The organism is Fuerstiella marisgermanici (assembly GCF_001983935.1).
Classification (GTDB): domain Bacteria; phylum Planctomycetota; class Planctomycetia; order Planctomycetales; family Planctomycetaceae; genus Fuerstiella; species Fuerstiella marisgermanici.
This window is the reverse complement of the sequence record NZ_CP017641.1, coordinates 5,864,446-5,889,214: the sequence shown is the minus strand read 5'-3', so window position 1 is coordinate 5,889,214 and position 24,769 is coordinate 5,864,446. Positions and strand designations below refer to the sequence as shown.

Here is a 24,769-nt window from a genome sequence, read left to right as displayed (position 1 = left end):
TTTGGTGAGTTGCGGCCTCGGCGTCTTGCCGAGCGAGTGGGAGTCAGGATCGCGAACCCTTCAATCCTGGCCGGAACGCGGGAATTGTGGCGGCAACCACGCTAAGCTGTGGAAGCTACAGCGTGTTACGCTGACTTGTGGCCGCGGCGAACCGTCTTCGACAGCAAATCGCCTGTTCCCACGAGCCCCACGCGGCCACGTGTTTAGGTAAACTGCTCTATTGTGCCTCGTTCTCCGCGTTTCGTCACCACATGAAGCCTTCCGCCATGTTTAGCAAACTTCCCTTCGTTTCTCTGATGGCCGCCCTGCTTTGTTGTCAGTTCACCGCAGCAGAAGACAGCCTGCCGTGGCCCGATCGTAACGGGCCCACCAAGGACGGATTTGTTGACGAAGTAAATGCAAAGGGGCTGCCTACCGAGTTCAACGTGGCGACGGGTGAAAACATCAAGTGGAAGACACCGCTCGAGAACTTGGGCAATTCCACGCCAGTGATCGGTGGCGGCAAGGTGTGGTTTACATCGGCAACCGAAGACGGGGCGAAGCAATGGGTTTATTGCATCGATGCGAACAGCGGCGAAGTTCTTCATCACAAGCTGCTGTTTGAAAACGAAGACCCGGAGCCACTGTTCAACGATGTTAACACTTACGCGTCGCCGTCATGCGTGCTGGAGAGCGATGCGGTGTACGTCCACTTTGGCGAATACGGCACGGCCAGACTAAACCCTGAAACGGCTGAAGTCGAATGGCAGCGGCGTGATTTGAAGTGCCGTCATTATCGAGGCCCCGGGTCGTCGCCAGTGATCTTTGAAGACCTACTGATTCTGACCTTTGACGGAGCCAGCCATCAGTATCTGACGGCACTCAACAAGACGACCGGCGAGTCCATCTGGCGAACCGACCGAACCACCGACTACGGCGACCTGGACAAAGACGGCAACCCGAAACGCGAAGGCGACCTGCGAAAAGCGTTCGGCACACCGGGGCTGCTGAAAGTCGGCGGCAAGACGCAGATCATCTCGATCGGTTCGCGAGCCGCCTACGGATACGACGCCATGACGGGCGAGGAGATTTGGAAGATCCGTCACGCCAACTTCAACGCAGCCACGCCGCCGGCCTTCTTTGAAAACCTTGTCATCATCAATACGGGCGATCGGAATGCTCATACGGTTGCGATCGAAGTCGACCAAACCACGAAGGGCGATGTCACGGACACCAACATCCGTTGGGATCGCGTAAAGGGAAATTCGCGCTTGGCCACGCCACTGCTGATTGACGGTCGGTTCTACATGGTTACTGATACTGGCGTGGCGATTTGTCTGGACGCAAAAACGGGCGAAGAAATCTGGAAGGGGCGCATCGGCGGCGACCACGTCGCGTCTCCGATCTACGCAAATGGGCTGATTTATTGCTTCAATGTCGAAGGCGATATGATCGTAATTCGGACTGGCGACAAATTCGAACTCGTCAGCAAAAGTCGCCTTCCGTCAGGCATGCGAGCCTCGCCGGCCGTGGCTGATGGGAAGCTGTATCTTAGAACGTTCGAGCACCTTTACTGCATCGGCAAGTAGCGAGATCAGTTCAGCTTGTGCTGGATATTCGCGAGGGCTGTCGGCGAAATCCGCACGACGTCCCAGCTATTCGGAGGCGGACAATCTACAGCGTTCGATATCCCTCTTGATTGCGTTCGTTAGTGCTTCCGCGTTCGCAAACTGCTGAGCGTCGCGAATCTTTGCGAGTAACTCAACGTCCATGTTCTGGCCATAAAGGTCGCCCGAGTAGTCGATCACGTGACATTCGACCTTTTGTTCGTCGTCACCGAACGTCGGGTTGGAGCCAATGTTCACGGCTGCAGAAAATGTTTGCCCGTCCAGGCAGCAACGTCCCGCATAGACACCGGCTGCGGGCAGCAGCACTTCGATGTCGGCAAGATTCGCGGTTGGAATTCCAATCGTTCTTCCTCGACCTGCGCCATGGACGACCTTCCCTGACAGCGTGTAGGAATGGCCCAACATTTCGATTGCGGCATCCAGCTGACCAGCCTGAATCAGTTGCCGAATGCGGGTCGACGAGATCATTTCGTCGTCCAAACAGACCGCGTCGATCACGGTTAACGTGACGTCGTGCAGCCCACAAAGTTGCCTCAGGACGCCCGTGTCTCCGGCTCGATCTTTGCCAAATCGAAAATCGGGCCCTTCCACAAGACCAACGGCCTGCAACCGGTCGAGCATGACGTCCTGAAAGAAATTCTCAGGTGACATTCCCAACAGTTGTTGATCGACAGGCAGAATCACAACTTCATCCGCCCCGAACTGTTTGAGCAATTGGGTGCGAACTGCAATTGTGGACAGCCGCGGCAGGTTGACGTGTGGTTTCAGTACGTTGATCGGGTGAGGATCAAACGACACAACCACGGCTGGCGCTGATGCCCGATCAGCAATGTCGCGCACTTTGGCCAGCATCGAACGATGGCCGCGGTGGACTCCGTCAAAATTTCCGACGGTGACGACACCGCGCGTCGCGGACGCCGGCACCTGCAATTCGGAAAATGGCATAACGGACTGAGCGAATCTGGGTTTGTAGAAAACTGCGGGCAGAAGGCCGAGGGAGCTGACTATTCAGCGTCGCCAAAGCCTGGAATATTCGACGCCAACCTGGCAAACATGTCATCGCCGAGCTTCGCTTTCAGAAAGCCCATGAAGGCCGCCAGGAAGCCTCCTGCTTTGTCGAGGCTGATGCCAGATTCTCCGATAATTTTTGCGAGCCCTGCCGCGCCACCACCACTGCCCAACAAGTCGCCAGCCATTGATGTCAGTTTGCCCATCAGGCCACCGCCGCCAGAATCACCGGCACCGTCGGATTCTGCTTCGTCCAGCAGCGAGCTGGCGCCGGGCAGTTTCTCGACGAAGCTGCTGAACGTGGAGTCATCCAGTTGCTCTTTCAGCATCTTCAGCAGACCGCCCGTTGCGGATCGGCTTTCGCTTTCACCAACGCCAAGTTTCTGTGTCACCATTGAGATAAACTCGTCCACAGTCATTCTTTCTTCTGTTGTGAAGCTCAGGTGCCGACACTGTCGATCCATGTGCATCATCGGTCCGGAAATGTGGCCCGCACAGGCGGAATCATAGTTTTGTTGCGAATCTCAGACAACTGCTCACCACAGCACCGAAACGGAGAGAGGCCGTCGTTGTACTGTTGTGAAATTGATTGCCGTCTCTTTCTTTTTCCAACACGCGATCTAATAATGATCCTCCCCTTTGACCGGCAACTCGTGCGTGAAATGACCGGTCCCCAACAGCCTCGCCGAATATTCTCCTTCCTCCACATCGTTTAGATCAGGAAATCCCGATGATTCGTTTGCGCCGTACGTGCGTTTCCATCCTCGCCGTAGCCACGCTGACGACAGGCAACAGCCTTCCTTCGTCGCAGGCTGCCGACCGCATTGCCGAATTGCAGGCGGCCGCTGCCACGTCTAACAAATCAGACTGGGGCCATTGGGGGCCGAATCCAGAAAAGTACTCCAGCTGGACGACTCACAGTAACCGGCTAATCCCGGCATATACATTCGGCATCGACCTCAAGGCGTTTGCTGGCGAAAACAGTGTGTATCGCGATGAAGATGGCATCAAGAATTTGTATGGGTATCTGCCTGAGAAAACGCTGAACCCGAAGGCGGAGTACTTCGACCAGACGGACATCTACAAATTGCAGGAAGCTGCCGTCGCGGCTGGAAAAAAAAGAGTGATCCTGTTTGTGTTCGATGGGATGGACTGGCAAACAACTCGCAACGCAGCCATCGTCAAGGCAGGAAAGGTGGCGTATGACGAAGGTCGTGGCGAAGGATTGGCTTTTCTGGATTATCGAGGTGCGAAGACGGATTTCGGTTACTTTGTGACGAGCCCTCACAACGACGGAACGGCTGTCAATGTCGACAAGCAAACCGTGACGACGCCGGGCGGAAAGTTGCGAGGTGGCTATGACGTGACGCTTGGCGGAGAAGCACCATGGAGCAAAGTCACGGACGCCCAATACCCCATCGGTAAAAGCGAAATTACGCCGCATGCGTACACGGACTCGGCCTCATCAGCCACATCACTTATGGCGGGCATCAAATCTTACAACGCGGCGATTAACGTCGACGCGACTGGCAATGGCGTGCTGCCAATCGCCCGAACGCTGCAGGATGACGGGTTCGCAATCGGTGTGGTGACGAGTGTCCCCATCAGTCACGCCACGCCTGCCTGCGCGTATGCCAACAACGTGCATCGGAACGATTACCAGGATATCACGCGCGACTTGATCGGTCGGCCGTCAGTGTTTAACCCGAACGGCCTACCGGGAGTTGATGTTTTGATGGGAGGCGGATGGGGGATCGACCAGGACAAAGATGGATCGCAGGGAAAGAATTTCGTACCGGGAAATCGGTACATTACGGATGACGACCTCGCTGCCATCGATGTTGCGAATGGTGGCAAGTATGTTGTTGCTCAACGGACCAGTGGCGAGCCCGGCCCTGAAGTATTGAACGCGGCCGTGTCGCAGGCGAAGAAGCAGCAGCAGCGGTTGTTTGGCTATTTCGGCGTTGAACGAGGGCATCTGCCTTATCGCACCGCGGACGGTAATTACGACCCCGTTGTGAATGTTGGCAACCCGTCGTCCGCCAAGGCAGAAGCCTACAGCAAAGAAGATTTGCGCGAGAACGTGACGCTGCAACAGATGGCTCTGGCCGCGGTCGACCTGCTTCAGTCACGTTCTGATTGCTGGTGGTTGATGGTTGAATCGGGCGACGTCGATTGGGCGAACCATTCCAACAACATCGACAGCTCAATCGGTGCCGTCATCAGCGGCGATGATGCCTTCCGTGCAGTCGTTAAGTGGATTGAAGAAAACGGTGGCTGGGACGAAACGGCTCTGATTTTAACCGCTGACCATGGCCACTATTTTCACTTGGTTCAGCCGGAAGTACTCGTTCAAAAATCCGCCGATTGATTTAGTAAATTCGGCCGGTCGGTGGTGATGCTGTCAACGCCCCATTGCTGCAATGCCTGCATCACTGCCGATTCGTTAACGGTCCACGTCCACACGCCCAGCCCACGTTTTTTCAGTTCAGTCACCAGTTCGGGTGATAGCATCGTGAAACGCAGGTCCAGCAGTTTTGCGTGGCATGCTCGAGCTTGCTTCTGCAGCCAGTCGGCCTGTTCGGTCACTGACCCCGACAGTTCTTTGCTACTCAACCAGGCACACACGATGCGTGGTTCAAGCTCCCGCACTTCTCGCACAACGTCGGCACTGAATGCGATGATCGCGACCTGATCAACCATCTCCAGAGCTCGTACATCGCTGACCACCTGCTTCGCGATTCCTTCCATCTTGATTTCAATCACCGGCTGACACCCTGTGCCCTTCAGCAGCTTTAGCGCCTCGGTGAGCGTCGGGACTGGTTCGCCTGCATACTTCGGATCTTTCCACGAACCGGCGTCCAGTTTTCGCAATTGTTGTAGCATTAAGTCGGTCACTTGACCGGTGCTGTTGGTCGTTCGCTCTACCGTTTTGTCGTGCATCAACACAATCGTCCCGTCGGCACAGGCGTAGACGTCGAACTCGCAACCGGTTGCTCCGGCCTTGATGGCGGCTCGAATAGCGGCCAATGTGTTCTCAGGAGCAATTGCTGAAAAACCGCGGTGCGCGACAACGTCGGCCCGGCGTGAGGAATCGGCTGGCTTGTTCTCTGACGGCGGCAACTGTCGCACCGCAACGTCATCGAATGCGGCAACGCAGCCACTGACGCCCAGCCCGACGCAGCCTGTCGCTCGGTCGACACATAGCTGGCTGTTAACAACCTGCTGGCCATCCAGAAAGATGTCTACACGCGAACCGCGTACTGCGATTTTCAGTCGTTGTGGCTGATTGAGTTTCCGTTTGGCGGCGGTCGATCCTTTGCTGCGCACGCTCCATTGCTTCGCGGATGTCTTCACGGCGAACTCCATACCGTTGGGCTTGGTGCTGTCGAAACGCACCACCGCCTGCGACCATGGGGTTTCACCGTTCGGAGTCGCTCGCACCAATATCGACACCCACCGCGCCTCATTCCGCACCTCGCGAAATGTGACGGTCGCCTCCACTTCGTAGTTCTGCCAGGACGGTTCGCCAAAGGTGATATACGATTCACCATCCAGCGAATCGGCCACCAACAAACCATCTTCCACCCGCCAATAGCCCTCGACCACGTTCCAGTCGGCTGGCGGCGATGTTCCGGCCTGATCAAAGGTTTCCATCAGGACTGGCTCGTCTCCCGACTTCGCGACCTGAGCTGAGCATCGATGGTCCATAGGCGACAGGTGTCCCAGGAAAGTGACGGTGATGGCGATTGTGGTGAAAACGAATCTGATCACATTGTTGCTCCGGAGGTTGGTTGGCTTCCGGGCAATCTAGCGGCGCAACCGACCGGTTTCCAGGAATATGCCACTGGCCCGCGTTTGGGGGCACGTGATACGCGTGCTTCTAGCTATCGTGTCGAAGCACTCAGTGCCCCCCGTTGCTGCTAACCAGGGAACGTATTCGTAAACAGAAATTGAACTCCCTGGACGCGATGGCACAGAGCCATAGCTTGTCATTGAAGAGAGATGAATGGTCCGGGATTTGCTTCGAAATGGCGAAGGGATGCAGCCTGGATTGCCGTTTATTTCCGTTCTGGCCAGTTGAATCGCGTTATCTCGACCGGTACTATAGTACTGAACGCCTGCCAATATCCTGCCGTAATCGTTCGTTCACCCCTGCATCTGCCTTGAGAAGTCGCACTGGCGCCTTCCAGATAGGCTCTTTCCCAACCTGCATAAGGCCAACAATGCAAACTCGACTTCAGTACGCTTTTTTACTCGTCATCGCCCTGATTTTCACGGGTTGCGGAGACGGAAACCCGCTCAACCGTCAGGCCGTGACGGGCGAGATCACTTATGGTGGCGAGCCACTCGCGCGCGGTTCTATTGAATTCACGCCTAAAGGCGAAGGAATCGCATCTGGCGCGAAGATAGACGTTGGGAAATTTGCTGTTCCTGAGGACAAGGGGTTGCCACCCGGAGACTATCTCGTCCGCATCAGTGCATCAGACGAAACTGCCGAGTTGGTCGAAATGCCGGGCGAATCCCGCCAGATTGCGGCCGAGTTGATACCTGCCAAGTACAACAAAAACAGTACTGAAACCTTCACCGTCAAGGCGGGCGAGGACAACGTTTACAAATTGGATATCGAAGCCGCCAAATAGCGGGCGGTGTGATAAATACTTTTTGTTTTTCCATTTCTGAGTTGAGGAAGAGACCAATGAAGACACAAACTCGGGCCCGTCAACGGGGCTTTACACTCATCGAATTACTTGTGGTGATCGCCATCATTGCGATTCTGATTGCACTGTTGTTGCCAGCTGTTCAGCAAGCGCGAGAAGCGGCTCGCCGAACGCAGTGCAAAAACAACATGAAGCAGCTTGGTCTGGCCATGCATAACTACCACGACGTCTTTCTGACGTTTCCGATTGGTCGACACAATTGCTGCTGGGGGACATGGCAGGTACCGATCCTGCCTTACATTGAACAGGCAAATCTCTACGAGCTGTACCAGAACAGCGGCGGCAACGATGCGACCGGGCCACGATATGGTTCGGCCGCCAATCTTCCAGTTACGACGACACGGCTAGCAGCGCTGAGTTGCCCGAGTGACAAAGACAATCGCCCGTTCTCTGGTATTACCTCTCACAACTATTCTGTGAACTTCGGGAACACTGGCTACGGTCAGCAGAGTGACTTGAACGGCGTCAAGTTTGGCGGAGCACCGTTCGCTAATCTCAAAGCCTTCAAAATGCGTGACCTGCAGGACGGGACGTCAAACACTTTCCTCATGGCTGAAGTTGTTCAGGGCAACGGCACAGACTTGCGTGGCTTTGGATGGTGGGGTGACGCGAGTCAGTTCACAACTTATCTTGGCCCTAACTCAAATCTGCCAGACCGTATCTATTCGTCCAGCTACTGCAACAACGAGCCATTGCAGAACCTGCCGTGCGATGTTTCCAATTCAACGAACCCAACAATGTTCGCGGCCCGCAGTATGCACACCGGTGGCGTTCAGGTGTTGATGGGTGACGGAGCAGTTCGGTTCGTCTCTGAGAATGTTGACCTCGACAACTGGCGAGCGTTGAGCACGACCAAGGGCGGAGAAGTGGTCGGCGAGTTCTAAACCGTCGCACCAACTAGCTAACTAACTGACGTAAACGCGATGCGAGCAACAGACTGCCTGTCTGTTGCTCGCTTTTTTTGTGCCAGAAACTTTGTTAAACGGCCGTCATCTTTCGAGAGCGATGAAGAGACATTTTGTGCCGCGGACTGATTGCGTGGTTGGGTGACGTGCTGCGCGAAATTTCCTACTGTGTGCGGCCTGACATGATTTCGTTTCGACACGCGGCGAGATTTCACAGCGGACGCGTGGGAGCGAAACGCTTTGCATAAACAGACCTGCGCAATCCGCTATTTCAAGTTGAACGCCGCATGACACCTGTATTGATCGATACGCACTGCCATCTTGATGCAGAAGCCTTCCATAACGACCTCGACGAAGTCGTTCAGCAGGCGATTGACAGCGGTGTCGAAAAGATGCTAACGATTGGAATCACCGTTCAGACCAGCGAAGCGGCGGTGGCTCTGGCCGATCGGTTTCCGCAGGTCTTTGCGGTCGTTGGTATTCAGCCCAATTACGCGTCGGAGGTTCAACCTGGCGACTGGGAGCGAATTGTGGAGCTGGCCGCACATCCTCAAGCAGTCGGCATTGGAGAAACGGGGTTAGATCAGTACTGGGATCACGCCCCGCTGGATGTGCAGCAGGAGTACTTTGAGCTGCACCTTCAGTTGTCTCGAGAATGCGGGAAGCCGTTTGTCGTGCATTGCCGCGACGCTGAAGCAAACGTATTGGCGATGTTGAAAGACGATTTCAAGCACGGAGCACTGAACGGAGTGATGCATTCCTTCTGCGGTGACGCCAACATGGCGGCCGAGTGCGTTTCTATGGGGATGCATATTTCGTTTGCCGGCATGGTGACTTACAAGAAAAATGACCAACTTCGTGAGGTCGCGAAGACTGTTCCTCTGGAGCGATTGCTGGTCGAGACCGATTCGCCGTATTTGGCGCCTCATCCGAAGCGTGGCAAGCGAAATGAACCGGCCTGGGTACGGCACACCGCCGAATGCCTCGCCGCGGTTCATGGCATGAGTCCCGCAGAGCTGGCCGCTCAGACGACGGCGAACGCGAAGCGATTGTTCCGCCTCGCGTGACAGGTTCCGGTCTGTTTTATGGCGGTATTTTCGATGCAATCCGCAAAGGCCGCACGCACGGTGCTGGAAAACCCGAAGTACGTCGCCAGCCGGCGACGAATTCGAGACGAGTGCGCACCGCAAACTAGGCTTCAAGCGTTATCGATTACGTGCCGCTCCGGCCTCTCCCGGCAGCGATCGCCGATGCCAGTTTGCTCCCTCATTGACGCCGCAACACCGAGGCAAACATAAGGCAGTCGGGAAACCGTTTTCAGCAAAGCAGTGCCAAAATGAACGACCTCGAATTTATTGATTTCTACGAGGTCATGGAGGTGAGTTCGAACGCGACCAGCGAAACAATCGAACGCATTTTCCGCTTTTTCGGGCAACGCTATCATCCGGACAATTCGGAGACCGGCGACAGTCTGAAGTTCCGCCAACTATTGGCCGCGTATACCACGCTGCGTGATCCGCAGAAGCGGGCGGCTTATGACGTCAGGTACAAAGAATTTCAGGTCGAAAAATCAGAAATTGCCAAGGGGGCAAAATCGACCGCCGCGGACTGTGATGATCGACACAGATTGCTTTCTCTGTTCTATTCGCAACGTCGACGTGACATGCGGCAACCGGGGATCGGTTCGTCATCGCTGGAACAGGTCATGGACTGCCCCGCAGAAGTGCTGGAGTTTCACCTTTGGTACTTTCGCGAAAAAGGGTGGATCAAGCGCGAGGAATGTGGGCTATACGCAATCACCGCTGATGGCATTGATCGTATCGAAGCCAGCGAACAACGAATCACGTCGCCCGATCGCACGCTAACCATGCAGTCTCCAAGGCAACCAGGTGTCGCGAGTATCGATGGACGTCGCACCACCGCTGTCGCAGGCACGCCTCACCTTGCAAGGGCCGTTAGAGGAACTTAGAGCCACGCTGCTGGGTGAGCCTTCAATCAAAGGATGTCGATCCAGTTACGGAAGGCCTCGTCAGCGAAGTCGACCGCTGAATCCTCGTAGGGAGCGGCTGCTTCAATGGTTGCAGGCGAGCCACCTGGTTGGTCTGCCGCTGCGAACAATTCATCCTTGTCTAATGGCGGCAGAGTTGGGGAAGTCGTCCGTGAAGAAAGTCGCGAGCGTCGCGGCGCTGTGCCGAGGCTGGTGATTCGGCTTCGGATTTCGGTCGCCGTTAGCGTGCTGGCTCCCTTGGATTGGTCGATCTGGTCGTCCGTTCCGGCGAGCAGTACAAGGTGGATCAAAAACGAGTCGTTGCCGTTAAACGTTCCGCTGCCGTCTACGTCTCCCGCGGTGCCAAGATTCGTCACTGCGGTGCGTATGGCTTGCGGCGTTAACTGGCTGGTGCCCAGTGATTGAGCAATCTGATCGTTCGTGCCAGCCAGCTGCACAAGGTGAATAAGAAACGAATCGTTCGCGTCGAAATTTATGCTGCCGTCGACATTTCCCGGCGCCTGCGAAGCCACGTCATCGTCGGTTGTGGTGACGGTGATGACCTGGTCGGCAAGGTTGTCGAATTCGTTATTGCTGGCGGCGTCGTTGACCGAGACCGTGATGCTGGTCGTCTGACTTCCGTCAACCAGCACATCGTCGATTCCGGTCACCGTAACCGCTTGAGGTTGATCCCAGTTGGAAGGTGTGAAGGTAACCGTGTTCGGACTGACTGTAGCCTCGGTGGTATCGCCGCTGCTGATGTTCAGCACGACATTGGACTGCGGGCGAGCCGTCAGCGCAACTTCAAATGCATCTGTGGATCCAGTTTCTGAAACGCTTGTGCTACCATCGCTTTCGGTGACGGAGAAGCCAGGCGTTTGCGTAAACAGGTCGAAGTCCAGGTAGCCTGTGGCCAGGCCTGATTCAAAATCGACTTCTACATTGCCTTCACCCACCGTTGCACGAACAAACGACGTGCCAGTATATCCGCCACCGGACGCGGTGACGTTGTACGTACCGGGATCAACTTTGATCGACCAGCCGCCGTGAGCGTTGCTGGTGGTCTGCTTGTCGCCCGCTTTAACCTGAACGCCGCCAATTCCTTCGTTCAGATCGTAGCGGTTATTGTTGTTGGCATCATTGAAGGTGACGCCGGTGAGGAACCGATCGTCTGGATGGGATCGCGTGATGTGGACTGTCCAGTAGCTTTCATAGGTTGCGCTGGAGTTCTTGGCGTAACCGATTCCGATCTCTTTGTCGAAATCGTTGGGCGTGCTGAGCAGGTGTTTGCGATGCCCCAGCCCCACGACACCTTCGTCAATAATGAGGGCGTCCATAGCTTGCGCAGCTGTGCTGTAAATATGTCCGCCCGCCAACGATTCAACAAAGTTGGCGTTGTTATCCCAGTTTGACTGCAACTCGTAGCCGAAATCGCGTACCAATTTGTTTGGCGAGACGCCGGTGACCGCACTCGTGTGGCTGAAATAGTCGTTGTTTGCCATTTCCAGGCTCTTAAATTTGGCCGCATCAAACAGCTTGTTGTTCACGGCCAGCGGTGGCCGGACGGGCTGGCTCGACAGGATGTTGCCCAACCCGGCTTCACCCGCATAAGCCTGCGGGTCGTGTCTCGCTCGATTCAGCCGGTAGACGAAGAACTGTTCCTGAGCACTGACGCTTAGCAGGCGACGATCTTCCAGCGCCTGCACGCCTGTCCTGCAAGTGGCTGGCATCGCTAATCCCAATTGGCGCGAACGACGACGGTTTTTCATTGCCCTGATTCTTCCTGTCTATCTAGTGCTTCCGCTTATAATTGTTTGTGCAACGCCGTTGGCCGGTTTGTTCGTGCACAGGTTGGCGCGCTGCGTAGTCGACTTGCTGCCCAGCCGAGTTCTCTTCAAACTATACCGTGTTGGGGCGATTGACCGCGTAAACATACCACCGAATATTCCCGGAAACTTGTGTGCGAACCTCGCTGTATCCCTTATCGAGGAATCGGGCCCGATCCCGTCAGGTATGTATTTCCTGTATTCGAACACACCGCCTCGGCAAACGCGGCGTTAAGTTCATTCCGCGTCAAACAACTGTACGGGGTTGATTTTGAACTGCAGCATCTTTGCTGTTTCTCGGCCATTGTCTCCGCCCTTACGCTGCACGCCGATCCGGCCGATTTTCAGGTTCCCAGCTCGCGTCATCACGACGTCTCCTTCGCTGAAAAATCTTACGGCGTCCGCTGTTGGTTTAATCAGCCATTGGGGTTTGTCGCTCCCTTTAAAGGTCACCATGAACCAATTCGCCCTGTGTTCGCCGTCGCCTTCCAGCAAGTCCGAAACGATTTGCTTCTTGTGGCTGGCGAAAAACTTCAGCACTGCTTTTTGAGTTTCTTCGGGCAGTTCATTCAGGTACATCCGTTCGTCACGTCGGCTTGCTTTATAGGGCGGAGTTTCTCCCACAAAGTATTTCAGCCCCTTCACGACAACCGGCGGCATCTTCCACATCTTGGCGTAGGTCGCCAGCCAGCGTTTGTCGATTTGGTTGAAGCCATTGGCGGAACTCACCAGCTTGATGGAAATCCGCTCGACCTGTATTGCCTTTGCTGTTTTCACAGTGACTTCCACATCTGCCTTATAGCCGTGCGGTTTAACGGCGTTGACGTTTTCAATGTCCGCGATGCGGTAGTTCATGGCTTTTAGCCATGCTTTTGCGTTGTCGTCCTGTTTCCAGTTGTTAAACCGATCGCGAATGTCATCTTCGTTCTTAAATCCGTCCTTCGCGGTTTTTGAGCCGCGTTCAACCGTCGTCGTTTCCGTTGCTGAAGGTGCGGATTTCTGGCCGAAGCTGCGTTCCAAAAAACAGCACAATATCAACACGGCAAGTGATACCCGTCCGGCGGTGACGAGAATGCGTAGCCTGATCTTTGACGTATCTGCCATCATTCAGATTCCAACTTTAGGGGAGATGTCAATCTGTGGACCACGACACTGCCTTGCGGCTCAACAGCGCGAATGCCATGCGTCCGTTGTTTGCCGCAATTTTTGTCTGACGCTCGAAGACACGATAATTGCTAAAAATCCCGGTACGATCGTGTGAAGCTCACCGACAATAGGCCGGACTACTTACACTACTCTTTTCTGCCTCGACTGTCACGTTTTGCCACGCGGCAGCCGCGATGTTGAATGCGATAATACTGAGAAACGCCCGCTTATGTTCCTGTTGATGCTTTTTGTTCTTTCGGTTGCCGTGGTCCTGATCGTCACGGCCCTGGCTCCACTATTGCCGGCAGGGCCAGCGCGCACTTTGGGCAATTTAGGCTGGCGCGACAAGTGAGTATTGGTTAGTCTTTTCGTGTCGTAACATCGGACTTCACGAGGAGAGGACAAGAGATGTCGACAGTTGAACTGGCGGTCACCCAGGAGCTGACAGGAAACATTGTTCATTACTTTGATCAATTGAAAGACCCGCGTTCCAACATCAATCGTCTGCATCTGCTTGGTGATGTGATTGTGATCGCCATTTGCGGAGTGCTGGCCAACGCCGACGGCCCCAGTGCGATTGCGGAATGGGCGCGACTGAATGCCGATGGCCTGCAGAAACACCTGGCACTTCCGCATGGCATTCCGAAAAAAGATACGTACCGGCGCGTCCTTTCTCTCCTGAAGCCGAACGACTTTCAAGCGTGCTTCGTGCAATGGATTGAATCGCTGGAAGGACTTTCCGACGAACAGAAAGAAGGCTACAGAAAACAGATTGCGATTGATGGCAAAGCACTCCGTCGATCACATGACAAAAAGAATGGGCTGGGTGCGTTGTTCATCGTGAGTGCGTGGGCTTCTGATCAGGGGATTTCTCTGGGACAGGTGGCGACGGAAGAGAAGTCGAACGAGATCACCGCGATCCCGAAATTACTGAACGAAATCAATATCGATGAGGCGATCATTACGATTGACGCAGCGGGTTGTCAAAAAAACATTGCGCAGCAGATCGTGTCTGGCAATGCAGACTATGTGTTAGCCCTGAAAGGCAACCAACCGAAACTCTATGAGGTCGTGCAGAAGTTTTTTCTCGATCACCTGGAGGATGACTTCGCTCGCTGTCCCGTCAGTCGCTATGAAGAAACAGAGAAGGGACACGGTCGGCAGGAACAGAGAATCTACTATCAGGCGACCGTGCCTGTCGATTTTGACGTGGGCCACAAATGGGCCGGACTCAAGACCATCGGAACGGCGATCCGAATGTACGAGCAGGACGGCATTCATCATTCTGACGTTCGCTACTACATCAGCAGTCTGCGTCGCAAAGGCGAGCTGTTCGCAACAACGGTTCGTGGTCACTGGGCCATAGAAAACACGCTGCACTGGAGTCTCGACATGACCTACCGCGAGGATGAGAGTCGAGTCCGAAACCGAATCTTCGCGAACAATTTGTCATGGCTCAGACGACTCACACTCAGCCTCATCAAGAAACATCCTGGCAAACAAAGCAACGTCATGAAAAGAAGAATGGCCGGATGGAACATTGACTATTTGATGCAAATCCTTACCGGCAAAACAACTTAGTATGCGCTGGCCCTGCTATTGCCGGTCAACTGGTGGTGGGTCCGAATCGGCGACTTCCCGCGCGTGCAACTTTTGATCGCATACCTGATTTGGTTGGTGGTGTTGGGGTTTCTGTACAAACAACCATACGCAAAACCGGCGGCCGTGCTTCTTGCTGTCGGCGTTTGTATTCAGTTGTACTGGATTTTTCCCTATCTGCCGGTCGCCCCGCGCCAGGTGCAGTGGGCGACGTCCAAAGATCCAGAGGTTCGGATTCAATTTTTGACAGCCAACGTCTTGCAGGATAACGACGATGCCAGTGCGCTGCTAAACCTTGTTGAACAGCAATCGCCAGACGTTGTTGTGCTGTGCGAAGTTAATCAACGCTGGGTCGACGACCTCAGCCCACTTCGTTCGAAGTTTCCTTATCGTGTTGAGCATCCTTTGGAGAATAAGTATGGGCTGGCGATGTATTCGAAGCTGGAAATTCTTTCAGCCGAAGTGCGAGGCATCGTCAAAGAATCGATTCCGTCGATTGACGCGATGGTCAAGTTGCGATGCGGACACCCTGTCCGGTTGTTCGTCGTTCATCCGAATCCACCTCGGCCGGGTGAAGATACCACCAAACGCGATGCCGAACTGGTGTTAGTTGGACGGGAAATACGCGACCAGCAAAGTGCGATCGTGTTGGGCGACATGAATGACGTTGGTTGGTCGCGCACAACGGACCTGTTTCAGGAAGTCAGCCGGTTGCTCGACCCGCGAAAAGGTCGTGGCTTGTACCCGACGTTCAATGCAAATTCGCGAGTGTGGCGATATCCGCTTGATCATCTGTTTCATTCAGACGACTTCCGCGTCGTGTCGCTGAAGACATTGTCGCATATTGGGTCTGATCATTTGCCACTGTCGGTTGTTTTGAGTTACGAGCCCGATGCGCAGCAGGAGCAATCAGCACCCGACCTCGACGCTGGAGATCGCGAAGACGCTCAGGATGCGGTCGAAGAACTCAAGAAGCCCGGTGCACTGGATCAGCCGCCCGAAGACTGATGGCCGCGTGATACTGAATTCGACCGTGGATGGCCCGCATCGCACGACTTAATCGGCGCTGTGGCCAGCAAATTTTGGCGATTCACGAGCCATTCTTTCATCAGGCAACGTTATTGGTTACCATGATTGGTCCCCCGGCCCGCTGTTCGCCCCGCCTTTTTGATAACGCGCAGTCAAATGAGCCGATCAATCCCGCCGTTTCGAATTGCCGTCCTGCTGATTGTTGCGGTCACGACAACAGTTCGCGCCGACGAAAAGATTGACTTCTTTGAGTCGCGAATTCGTCCCGTTCTGATTGAACACTGCTACGAATGCCATTCCGCCGATGCAAAGAACGTGCGTGGCGGGCTGTTGCTGGATTCCAAAGCTGGCACGCGAGACGGTGGTGAATCGGGGGCAGCGGTTGTGCCCGGTAACCCTGCGGACAGTCTGCTGTTGTCTGCCTTGAAGCATGAATCGTTTGAGATGCCGCCGGACAGGAAGTTGCCTGACCGAGTCGTCGCCGATTTCGAAAAATGGATTCGTGACGGTGCGGAAGATCCTCGCGCCGGTGGCAAGACGATCACTCGCACTTCCATCGATCTGCATGAAGGCCGGAAGTTCTGGAGTTTTCAGCCGATTTCAAATGTTCCACCGCCGCCAGCTTCAGATGATCGGCCGATGACGGACATCGACCGTTTTGTGGTCGCCAAACATCGCGAAGCAGGTCTTAAGCCGAACTCCGATGCTACGCCGTATGAAATACTGAGGCGACTGCACTTCGGACTGGTGGGCCTGCCTCCGTCGCGACATGACATCGCCGCCTTCATCGACGATTACGAAACAGATCCGGACGGTGCGATTGCGAACGTCGTCGATCAACTGCTGGCGTCACGGCATTTCGGCGAGCGTTGGGGGCGACACTGGCTGGATGTGACCCGCTTTGCCGAATCCAGCGGCGGCGGACGAAGCCTGATGTTTCCTGAAGCCTGGCGGTTTCGTGACTATGTGATTCAGTCGTTCAACGATGACAAGCCGTTCGATCAGTTAGCCCGTGAGCACATCGCTGGCGACCTTCTCCCCTTCGAAACCGACCAGCAGCGCGACGATCAGGTGACGGGCGTTGGATATCTGACTCTGGGACCAACCAACTATGAGCAGCAGGACAAGGAACTGCTGCGAATGGAAGTTGTGGACGAACAAATCGACACGCTGGGTCGCACCTTTTTGGGGCTCACGCTTGGTTGTGCTCGCTGTCACGATCATAAGTTCGATCCGCTGCCAACGGCCGACTACTACGGCATGGCGGGCATCTTTCGGAGTACTCAAACACTGCTGCCCGGCAATGTCAGCACGTATGTGACCACCAGCCTTAACAACGGCATCGATGCGACCGCATTGGAAAAATGGACGACAACGGACAAAGCACTCAAGCAACAAATTGCGGCCCTTAAAAAGCAGGTACCCGTGTCTGCCGCGACATCGCTGGCGGCCGTGAATCCTGACTCGCTGCCCGGCATTGTAGTGGATGACGTGGATGCCAGGTTGGCCGGTGACTGGACACCGTCCGCCAGCGTGCAGGCCTACGTTGGCAAAGGGTATCAGCATGATGCAAACATGAAGGTGGACCGGCGAGCAGCATTCGAAACGATGTTGCCGCAATCAGGCAGGTATCGAGTTCGCTATGCGTATAGTTCGTCGAGTAACCGCTGCGATCGCGTGCCGATCGACGTTCACCACGCGGGCGGCATGTCGACCGTCACAATTGATCAACGAACTCGGCCGGGCGTGGATGGTCTGTTCGCAGATCTTGGTGAATTCGAATTCACAGCAGATCAACCCGCCGTCGTTTCAGTGAACCCGGAAGAAGCGGGTAACGGTGTGTTGATTATTGACGCGGTTCAGTTTGTGCCAGTCGAATTAGTGGCGGGCGACAAGGTCGATCCGGAACGTGCAAAACACATTCAGACGCTGGTTGCGGAACTACGGGAGTTGGAGGCAAAGCTGAAGCAGCATGGAAGGTCCAAACCGAAAAAGCCGGCGGCGATGGGCGTGAAGGACGAAGCGGAGCCTGGCGACTGGCATATTCACGTGCGAGGCGGCATTCGGAATTTGGGCCCGGTCGTGCCGCGCACGGCCGTTACGGTCGCTAGCCCGTTGAACGAACAGGGGGAATTTCAGCGTCTGCAGATTCCGGACGGTAGCAGCGGTCGGTTAGAACTGGCTGATTGGGTGGTATCGCCTGAAAATCCGCTCACTGCCCGAGTATTCGTGAATCGTGTGTGGCTGCACTTGTTTGGCGAAGGCCTCGTCCGCACGCCAGACAACTTTGGAAAAATGGGCCGGCCACCGACTCATCCAGAACTACTGGACTATCTCGCATACACATTTGTGCATGAAGATCATTGGTCGGTTAAGAAGCTCATCCGAAGGATCGCCACGTCACGCGTCTATCGGCTGGCGTCGTCCCCGCGACAGGCAGGCGACCCGGACAATCGGTTGCTTACGCAGGGCTTCCGTCGACGTCTGGACGCAGAATCGTTGCGTGATTTTGTGTTGCAAATCAGCGGGCAACTGGATCTGGATACGACGGGCGGACGAACAATCGAACGGATTGCTCAATACGACAACGCCTACGATCACCGCAAATTCAGCCGCACGATGAGAAGTGTGTACGTGCCGTTTTTTCGAAACTCCATGCTGGAAATTTTCAGTGTCTTTGACGTGGCCAACCCGAACCTCGTGACGGGGCGCCGCGCCAGCAGCACCCTGCCTTCGCAGGCCCTGTACCTGTTAAACAGCCCGTTTGTGCTGGAACAGTCTGAGCTCGCAGCTAAACACTTTCTGGCAACAGAATCGTCTGATCCGGCGACGATAGATATTTTGATTCAAAAAGCGTACCTGGCAACGTTGAGTCGACCGCCCAGTGACGCAGAATTGCGAACACTGACCAGCTTTGTGAAATCTTCTTCGGCAGAACCACAGCAGGCATGGACGGCCGTGTTTCAGGCATTGTTTGCTTCTGTAGACTTTCGTTACGTTGATTAGTGAAGACTATGAACTCATACGCAAACAACGTTGTACGTAGCCGGCGAGACTGGTTGAAGTCGTCCGGCTGCGGTTTCGGTTCACTGGCCCTGGGCAGCATGCTGGCGGAACAGAAAGCTCAAGCAGCGCCAGCAGTCGACCATTCGCTGCGCGCGAGAACGCCGTTGCTGCCAGCGCGAGCGAAGCGAGTGATCTTCATTTTTATGCAGGGCGGACCCAGCCATGTGGACACGTTCGATTACAAGCCGGACCTGATTGCGCGAGACGGCAAGACGATTGATTTTACCGGAGTACGGTTCAACAGTTTCGGCAAAGTCAGCCAGCGCACTCTGATGAAGCCACTGTGGAAGTTTCGGCAGTACGGCAATTGCGGCCAGCATGTGAGTGAACTGTTTCCGGAGATCGCCAAGCACGTTGATGACCTGTGCTTTCTGAAGGGCATGCACACGGAAGGTGTGGCTCATGGCCCGTCGACGCTCTTCATGCATACGGGAGCCACTAATCTGGTTCGGCCGTCGTTGGGTTCGTGGCTGATGTACGGGTTGGGAACAGAAAATCAGAGCCTGCCTGGCTTTGTCCAGTTGCAGCCTTCGGACACAAAAGGCGGACCACGAAACTATTCCAATGCGTTTTTGCCTTCGGTGTATCAGGGTACCGCGATCGGCCGAGCCAGCCGGTCGATCGATCAGATGACGATCGATCATATTCGCAATCCGGTCCTGAACGATGCGGAAACTGAGAGTCGTTTTCGCCTCACGCAGCAACTTAATCAAGCTCAACTTCAGCGGCGTACGGAACAGGACGATCGCCTGGAAGCCGTCATCAAAAGCTACGAACTCGCCTGGCGAATGCAGAACAAAGCTCCCGGCATTCTGGATCTGTCAGAAGAAACTGCGACGACTCAGGAAATGTACGGCATCGGATCGAAGCCTACCGACGCCTTCGGGCGTCAATGCCTGATGGCTCGCCGACTTTCAGAATCCGGCGTGCGTTTTGTGCAGATCAATTACGCCGACGAATCACCCAACCCGCGTTGGGACCAGCACAGCAACATGCCCAAACACATGGAACACGCGACCGCCACCGATAAGCCGGTGGCCGGGCTGCTGGCGGACCTGAAGCAACGCGGTTTACTGGAAGACACTCTCGTTTGGTGGGGCGCAGAATTCGGCCGTACTCCGTTTAATCAAAGCAATGACGGCCGAGACCACAATCCGCGTGGCTTTACAGTGTTCCTTGCGGGAGGCGGCGTGAAGAAGGGATTTAGCTACGGTTCTACGGACGAAATTGGCCATGAAGCGGTGGACGGCAAAGTCCACATGCACGACCTTCACGCCACCGTCCTGCACGCGCTGGGTCTCGACCACGAACAACTGACTTACCGCTACGCCGGTCGCGATTTCCGGTTGACCGACGTCTTTGGGCGAGTGGTCAAAGATATTTTCGCGTAACGGAAGTTACCCGAGTCCCAACGCCTTCAGGATCGCGTGCTTGTCGTTCTCGACGACCACTGGCGAATTCGCGTGCGGCGTGAGGTGGACTCCGGCGGGATGCAGTTTCTCAGCCTGTTTTTCCGGATCGCCCGTGTGGTACGCCACCGTCAGGTCCGGGTCTTTCAACTGGTGACCAGTCAGCACACAGGCGACTCGGTCACTGGCCGCAATCACACCTTCTTCGCGAAGCTGCTGCAATCCCGCAATGGTGGCACCGCTGGCGGGTTCGCAGCCAAAACCATTGGCTGCGATTAGTGCGCGAGCGTCCACGATCTGTTGATCCACTACGCTGCGAACGACACCGTCGCAAATGGTGAGGGCTCGCAGTGCCTTCACAAGATTCACGGGGCGATTGATTTCAATGGCCGAAGCCAATGTGCTGGCTCGACGGTCGTCAGCGTCCATCGAGGCGTAGTAACTGCGAATAATGTCAGCGTCGTTGCGACCGTCGTTCCATTGCAGGTCTTTGTTATTCACCAGATCGTCCAGCGTGCCCGCACCTGCCGCGTTGATAATCGCCAGTCGTGGGATGCGATCGATCAGACCCAGTTTCTTCAGTTCCATGAAGGCCTTGCCGAAGGCGCTGCTGTTTCCGAGATTCCCGCCGGGCACCACAATCCAGTCCGGCACTTCCCAGCCGAGACCTTCCAGCACGCGAAACATGATCGTCTTCTGACCTTCCAGCCGAAACGGATTCACGCTGTTGCAAAGATAGATGGGATGTTCGGCACACACTTCGCGGACTCGCGCTAACGCGTCGTCGAAGTCGCCTTTGATCTGCAGCGTGGTGGCTCCGTAATCCAAAGCCTGAGACAGTTTCCCGTAGGCGATTTTTCCGCTGCCAACAAACACGACGCATTGAAACAGCCCGGATACTCCGGCATAGATCGCCAGCGACGCGCTTGTGTTGCCTGTCGATGCACAGGCCGTCATCTTCGCGCCGACCATGCGTGCGTGCGTGGATGCGGCGGTCATACCGTTGTCTTTGAAGCTGCCGGACGGATTTAGTCCTTCGTATTGCAGAAACAGTCGGCCAGCATCCATGCCCACATGTTTTGCCAGGCGATCGTTTTGTTGCAGAATCGTCTGCCCTTCACCGATCGTGACGATGTCGCTGTCTTTGGGAAACGGCAGCAGGTCGCGAAACCGCCAGACGCCACTGAAATCCAGTGGGTTCAGCCGATTACTCCAGCGGCGTTCGAAGTCTTTTAGCGACTTCGGAACCGGCAGCTGATCCCAGTCGTACTGCACGTCCAGCAGGCTGCCGCATTTTTCGCAGGCGGTCAGAATCTGATTCAGATCGAACGTGGCCTGGCAGTCGGGGTGAATACACTGCTGAAACGCATGGGACATGATTTGTTAGGTTCCGAGGTTGTTCTGAATTGCTTATCCGATCGGCCGCACTTTCCGCGTAGCGTAGATCGGCAGGCAATCAGTTTCCAGAGCCGTGTTGCTCAATTGTCTGAGCGGCCCAGCCAACCATGCGGGCGATCCCGATTGCGAGAGAAACGCGGTCTTCCGGCACACCCAGCAGCGTGAGTGCTCGCGTGGCAGTCCAGTCGACTGTTGGCTGCTGGTTTTCGCGAGCCAGTAGCGTTTCCAGCCGCGAGGCGGACGCTTCCATCACCATGTTTTCGACGGTGCCCAGCAATTCCCGGCAGTGATGCCGTAGCACTTCGCTCCGGCCATCTTCCCGTTCTTCCTGAAAGCCGAACGGCATTGCCTGAGGCGTGCGAGCCAGCCACCATTGTTCTGTTTGTTCAGGGGTCTTGAACGACTTTAGTTTCTCTGCTGTCCATGCGAACGGATCGTTGCGAAGTTGAGAAACGTACATTGCGGAAGCGGCTTTCAGCCCCGCCACGGCGTCGTTGACCGTGTCGCCAAACATCCGAGCCAGCATGCAGGCGGGCCGCTGCTCTGTGAGACATTCGCAGATTAACACGGCATTCATGGCGTGTTCTTCGGTCGGCGACGGAGCGACGTTGTCATCGCGAAGAATCCGCAACAGCCGCCCGGCAAACGAAGTTGATCGGTCGGTGTCTTCGTCGAAAGCTCGCCCGTCGGACAGGCGACCGCCAAATGCGACGTGCAGCAGCACGGGCAACTGAGCCAGCACGCGCCAAAATTGAGACCTTGTGGCCGCCAGGTTGCGGTCGCACGGAGTCGGGTCGAAGCAGGACAGCAGCGAGATACCCAATGGCAGCAAGTCCAGCGGGCGAGTCTGCAGCGGCACTGCGCCGATCATGTCGGCGATTGGCTGATCGACGACGGCTGCTTCATTCAGAATCGAACACCAATCTGCAAGCTGTTCGCCGTTTGCGACGTCGCCGTTCAGCAGTAGCCAAATCACGGCTTCGAACGATCCTTCGTCGCACAATTGCTGCACATCAATCGAGCAGTATCGAACCTGCTGGTCGTCGAAACTGATCAGGCTGGTCGATTTAGTGGCGGCACCGTTCAATTCGCCAGTGCCGATTCGATTGACTTTGGAGACGGGCGGCGTGGCGACATCCTTCACCAGATGGCGAAGTCCTTTCACCAGTTGAGAAGCGGGCATTGCATCCATGTCTTAGTCCTTTTCGGAGTCCATTCCGATTGACTGAGCGAATTGCTCAGCGGCGTTCCCGACGAGAAGCGAACTTCATAATTGAGGCACAGGAGGTCCGTCATCATGACTGGTCTGCGATGTCCCGCACTTCCCGGCCCGTCACATGACAGGGCTAACATCGCCAAGTCTACACCATTGGCCTGACGTCTGGGAACCATTCGCTGCCCCATCGCCACCACGTTCGTCGAATCGGTTGAAAGTCGTTTCCGCTGCGGAAGTTAGGTCCGGCCGTGAACACTGTGACGGAAGTTGCCACCGTGCCTGTTTTGCCCTTCCAGCCCATGTTTCGGTTGGGCTCCAGGAAACCAGAGGCCGCTTGCGTTGCCCGACACTCGAAACAGAGCCCATGGGCACGCGGAGAATTAGCGAGCCAATCGGCAGACACGCCGCCACCGCCAACCAATCACCAGCCCACAGCGATCACGTCAGCCACGGCAGCAATAGCTGGGCGAATGACAGCACCAGAAAGAACCCGCACATGTCCGTCAGCGTGGTCAGAATCGGACCTGATGCGAGCGCCGGGTCCAGTTTGAAGCCCTTCAGCAACAGTGGAATGAGGGCTCCCAGGCAAACGGCGATCAGCGTATTCGCCGCCAACGCTCCGCCCACTACCAGGCCGAGTGCCGGCATTCCTTTCCAGACCAAAGCTACGATTCCCAGCAACACACCCAGTGCAATTCCGTTCAGGAGTCCCAGCGTAAACTCTTTACGGAACACGTGCAGAAAGTCGCCCGGTTTGATCACGCCCAGCACCAGTTCTCGCGTGCTAACCGCGACCGCCTGGTTGCCGCTGCAGCCGCTCATGTCGGAAACCATCGGCAGGAATACGGCGAGTGCGATCACGGCCGACAGAGTTTCTTCGTACATAGAAATGACACTGGCGGCGACGATGTTCAGAACGATGTTGATGCTCAACCACGACAGGCGACGTCCGCAGCGAGTTTTCAGGGGCAGGCTGCGCAGTTCTTCGCCACCCAAAATCCCAGCGAAGCGCAGAAACGTTCGGCCCGCCTGCTCTTCGCCCGCTTCTTCGATATCGCTGCGGCGGACCACTCCAACCAACGCTCCGGCTGCATCGACGACGGGAAGTCCAAACAGCGGCCGACCGTCAAAGATGTGTTGCAGGTCTTCCAGCGTTGTCAAATCCGAAACGCTGACCGGGTTTGCAATCATCAGTCGTGCGATGGCCTTCGTTGGCGGGGCCAATAAAAGGTCTCGCAAACGCAGCACGCCAATCAATTGTTTGTCGTGGTCCAGGACGTAGATGTATTGAACGTTGTATTCCGCGTACTCTTCCGCATTGCGCCGCAGATCCTTCAGCACGTCGTCGACGGTTGCCGATTCTTCGAATGCGAGGAATTCGGTGATCATCAAGCCACCGGCGCTGTTGCTGTCGTACTTCGCCAGAAAGCGGACGTTCTCGGCTTCGTCCGGATCCATTTCCTCCAGAATGGCTTCGGACTGTTCGTCCGTCATCTGGTCCAGAAGGTCGACCTGCTCGTCGCTCTCCATTTCGTCAAAAATTTGAGCCGCCTGTTCGGCGGGCAAAGCGGCCAGCAACTGAGCCGCCTGCAATTCCGGCAGCGATTCCATCAGGCTGGCGGCGTCTGTATCGTGCAGCAGCGTGATGAATTCGTGTTGCTCAGAATCGGAAAGTTGAGCAACCAGCCGAGCCGTTTCGCCGGGCGGCAATTCTCGCAGAAATTCATGCGCGGCATCCGGGTCGGCGGCTTCGACAATGACTTCGAGTTGATCCCACGCATCGCCGATGGCGGTTGTTTCCGGTGTCGCTTCTGGTTCTGCCGTTTCAGTCATCGCGTTTTAAGTGTTCTCA

The 24,769-nt window shown here is 55.6% G+C and carries 18 protein-coding genes; 10 read left to right on the top strand and 8 right to left on the bottom strand.

Translation table 11 applies throughout. The features are described from left to right. The first annotated feature begins 266 nt into the window (after positions 1–266). Positions 267–1,568 carry an outer membrane protein assembly factor BamB family protein gene (locus Fuma_RS22055; protein WP_218922243.1) on the top strand — a complete coding sequence of 434 codons (1,302 nt, stop codon included), beginning with the start codon at positions 267–269 and terminating at the stop codon, positions 1,566–1,568. A 66-nt stretch (positions 1,569–1,634) separates the two neighbouring features. On the opposite strand, the gene Fuma_RS22050 is transcribed toward Fuma_RS22055, so the two are convergent. Together Fuma_RS22050 and Fuma_RS22045 are read right to left on the bottom strand one after the other, a co-directional pair. Then, complete coding sequence (locus Fuma_RS22050) at positions 1,635–2,552, bottom strand: bifunctional riboflavin kinase/FAD synthetase (RefSeq protein WP_077026027.1); 918 nt, start codon at positions 2,550–2,552, stop codon at positions 1,635–1,637. A 59-nt stretch (positions 2,553–2,611) separates the two neighbouring features. Further along, complete coding sequence (locus tag Fuma_RS22045; RefSeq protein ID WP_218922241.1) at positions 2,612–3,034, bottom strand: DUF2780 domain-containing protein; 423 nt, start codon at positions 3,032–3,034, stop codon at positions 2,612–2,614. Between the two features lie 311 nt (positions 3,035–3,345). Between Fuma_RS22045 and Fuma_RS22040 the strand changes: the two genes are divergently transcribed. Further along, on the top strand, positions 3,346–4,986 hold the full coding sequence (locus Fuma_RS22040) for an alkaline phosphatase (protein ID WP_083732232.1): 1,641 nt from the start codon (positions 3,346–3,348) through the stop codon (positions 4,984–4,986). Here the strand turns inward: Fuma_RS22040 and Fuma_RS22035 are convergent. After that, complete coding sequence (locus tag Fuma_RS22035; protein ID WP_145944305.1) at positions 4,968–6,389, bottom strand: glycerophosphodiester phosphodiesterase family protein; 1,422 nt, start codon at positions 6,387–6,389, stop codon at positions 4,968–4,970. The genes Fuma_RS22040 and Fuma_RS22035 overlap by 19 nt on opposite strands. A 452-nt stretch (positions 6,390–6,841) precedes the next feature. Here Fuma_RS22035 and Fuma_RS22030 point away from each other — a divergent pair, with 452 nt between their 5' ends. The 4 genes from Fuma_RS22030 (at position 6,842) to Fuma_RS22015 (ending at position 10,210) form a co-directional block, all read left to right on the top strand. Beyond that, the gene (locus Fuma_RS22030; RefSeq protein ID WP_077026024.1) at positions 6,842–7,258 is read left to right on the top strand and encodes a carboxypeptidase-like regulatory domain-containing protein; all 417 of its coding nucleotides are present in this window, start codon (positions 6,842–6,844) and stop codon (positions 7,256–7,258) included. Positions 7,259–7,314: 56 nt separating this feature from the next. Then, a complete protein-coding gene (locus Fuma_RS22025) occupies positions 7,315–8,220 on the top strand; it encodes a DUF1559 family PulG-like putative transporter (protein ID WP_077026023.1) in 906 nt (301 codons plus the stop codon). Between the two features lie 308 nt (positions 8,221–8,528). Next, a complete protein-coding gene (locus Fuma_RS22020; RefSeq protein WP_077026022.1) occupies positions 8,529–9,308 on the top strand; it encodes a TatD family hydrolase in 780 nt (259 codons plus the stop codon). Positions 9,309–9,577: 269 nt separating this feature from the next. Further along, on the top strand, positions 9,578–10,210 hold the full coding sequence (locus tag Fuma_RS22015; protein ID WP_077026021.1) for a J domain-containing protein: 633 nt from the start codon (positions 9,578–9,580) through the stop codon (positions 10,208–10,210). 26 nt (positions 10,211–10,236) lie between these two features. Here Fuma_RS22015 and Fuma_RS22010 read toward each other — a convergent pair whose 3' ends face one another. Both Fuma_RS22010 and Fuma_RS22005 read right to left on the bottom strand, forming a co-directional pair. Further along, positions 10,237–11,958, bottom strand: coding sequence for a CAP domain-containing protein (locus Fuma_RS22010; RefSeq protein WP_145944304.1), 1,722 nt, complete (start codon positions 11,956–11,958; stop codon positions 10,237–10,239). A 333-nt stretch (positions 11,959–12,291) separates the two neighbouring features. Next, on the bottom strand, positions 12,292–13,161 hold the full coding sequence (locus tag Fuma_RS22005) for a PDDEXK family nuclease (protein ID WP_083732231.1): 870 nt from the start codon (positions 13,159–13,161) through the stop codon (positions 12,292–12,294). Between the two features lie 447 nt (positions 13,162–13,608). Between Fuma_RS22005 and Fuma_RS22000 the strand changes: the two genes are divergently transcribed. From Fuma_RS22000 to Fuma_RS21985, 4 genes are all read left to right on the top strand, one after another. Next, positions 13,609–14,781, top strand: coding sequence for an ISAs1 family transposase (locus tag Fuma_RS22000; RefSeq protein ID WP_077022421.1), 1,173 nt, complete (start codon positions 13,609–13,611; stop codon positions 14,779–14,781). 63 nt (positions 14,782–14,844) lie between these two features. Further along, entirely contained in the window at positions 14,845–15,807 is a 963-nt protein-coding gene (locus Fuma_RS21995) for an endonuclease/exonuclease/phosphatase family protein (RefSeq protein ID WP_229360707.1), read from the top strand. A 177-nt stretch (positions 15,808–15,984) separates the two neighbouring features. Further along, positions 15,985–18,834 carry a DUF1553 domain-containing protein gene (locus Fuma_RS21990; protein WP_077026018.1) on the top strand — a complete coding sequence of 950 codons (2,850 nt, stop codon included), beginning with the start codon at positions 15,985–15,987 and terminating at the stop codon, positions 18,832–18,834. Positions 18,835–18,842: 8 nt separating this feature from the next. Continuing rightward, positions 18,843–20,285 (top strand): DUF1501 domain-containing protein, encoded by a 1,443-nt coding sequence (locus Fuma_RS21985; protein ID WP_077026017.1) that lies wholly within the window; start codon positions 18,843–18,845, stop codon positions 20,283–20,285. Positions 20,286–20,291: 6 nt separating this feature from the next. On the opposite strand, the gene thrC is transcribed toward Fuma_RS21985, so the two are convergent. The 3 genes from thrC to mgtE all read right to left on the bottom strand — a co-directional run bounded on the left by thrC (position 20,292) and on the right by mgtE (position 24,750). After that, the gene (thrC, locus tag Fuma_RS21980) at positions 20,292–21,680 is read right to left on the bottom strand and encodes a threonine synthase (protein WP_077026016.1); all 1,389 of its coding nucleotides are present in this window, start codon (positions 21,678–21,680) and stop codon (positions 20,292–20,294) included. A 79-nt stretch (positions 21,681–21,759) separates the two neighbouring features. Continuing rightward, the gene (locus Fuma_RS21975; protein ID WP_077026015.1) at positions 21,760–22,893 is read right to left on the bottom strand and encodes a citrate/2-methylcitrate synthase; all 1,134 of its coding nucleotides are present in this window, start codon (positions 22,891–22,893) and stop codon (positions 21,760–21,762) included. Positions 22,894–23,355: 462 nt separating this feature from the next. Then, complete coding sequence (gene mgtE / locus Fuma_RS21970) at positions 23,356–24,750, bottom strand: magnesium transporter (RefSeq protein WP_077026014.1); 1,395 nt, start codon at positions 24,748–24,750, stop codon at positions 23,356–23,358. Positions 24,751–24,769: the final 19 nt, after the last annotated feature.

Coding starts and splice junctions, on each gene's coding strand:
- Fuma_RS22055 (WP_218922243.1), top strand. CDS start 267: ATGTTTAGCAAACTTCCCTTCGTTTCTCTGATGGCCGCCCTGCTTTGT.
- Fuma_RS22050 (WP_077026027.1), bottom strand. CDS start 2,552: ATGCCATTTTCCGAATTGCAGGTGCCGGCGTCCGCGACGCGCGGTGTC.
- Fuma_RS22045 (WP_218922241.1), bottom strand. CDS start 3,034: ATGACTGTGGACGAGTTTATCTCAATGGTGACACAGAAACTTGGCGTT.
- Fuma_RS22040 (WP_083732232.1), top strand. CDS start 3,346: ATGATTCGTTTGCGCCGTACGTGCGTTTCCATCCTCGCCGTAGCCACG.
- Fuma_RS22030 (WP_077026024.1), top strand. CDS start 6,842: ATGCAAACTCGACTTCAGTACGCTTTTTTACTCGTCATCGCCCTGATT.
- Fuma_RS22025 (WP_077026023.1), top strand. CDS start 7,315: ATGAAGACACAAACTCGGGCCCGTCAACGGGGCTTTACACTCATCGAA.
- Fuma_RS22020 (WP_077026022.1), top strand. CDS start 8,529: ATGACACCTGTATTGATCGATACGCACTGCCATCTTGATGCAGAAGCC.
- Fuma_RS22015 (WP_077026021.1), top strand. CDS start 9,578: ATGAACGACCTCGAATTTATTGATTTCTACGAGGTCATGGAGGTGAGT.
- Fuma_RS22010 (WP_145944304.1), bottom strand. CDS start 11,958: ATGCCAGCCACTTGCAGGACAGGCGTGCAGGCGCTGGAAGATCGTCGC.
- Fuma_RS22005 (WP_083732231.1), bottom strand. CDS start 13,161: ATGATGGCAGATACGTCAAAGATCAGGCTACGCATTCTCGTCACCGCC.
- Fuma_RS22000 (WP_077022421.1), top strand. CDS start 13,609: ATGTCGACAGTTGAACTGGCGGTCACCCAGGAGCTGACAGGAAACATT.
- Fuma_RS21990 (WP_077026018.1), top strand. CDS start 15,985: ATGAGCCGATCAATCCCGCCGTTTCGAATTGCCGTCCTGCTGATTGTT.
- Fuma_RS21985 (WP_077026017.1), top strand. CDS start 18,843: ATGAACTCATACGCAAACAACGTTGTACGTAGCCGGCGAGACTGGTTG.
- thrC (WP_077026016.1), bottom strand. CDS start 21,680: ATGTCCCATGCGTTTCAGCAGTGTATTCACCCCGACTGCCAGGCCACG.
- Fuma_RS21975 (WP_077026015.1), bottom strand. CDS start 22,893: ATGGATGCAATGCCCGCTTCTCAACTGGTGAAAGGACTTCGCCATCTG.
- mgtE (WP_077026014.1), bottom strand. CDS start 24,750: ATGACTGAAACGGCAGAACCAGAAGCGACACCGGAAACAACCGCCATC.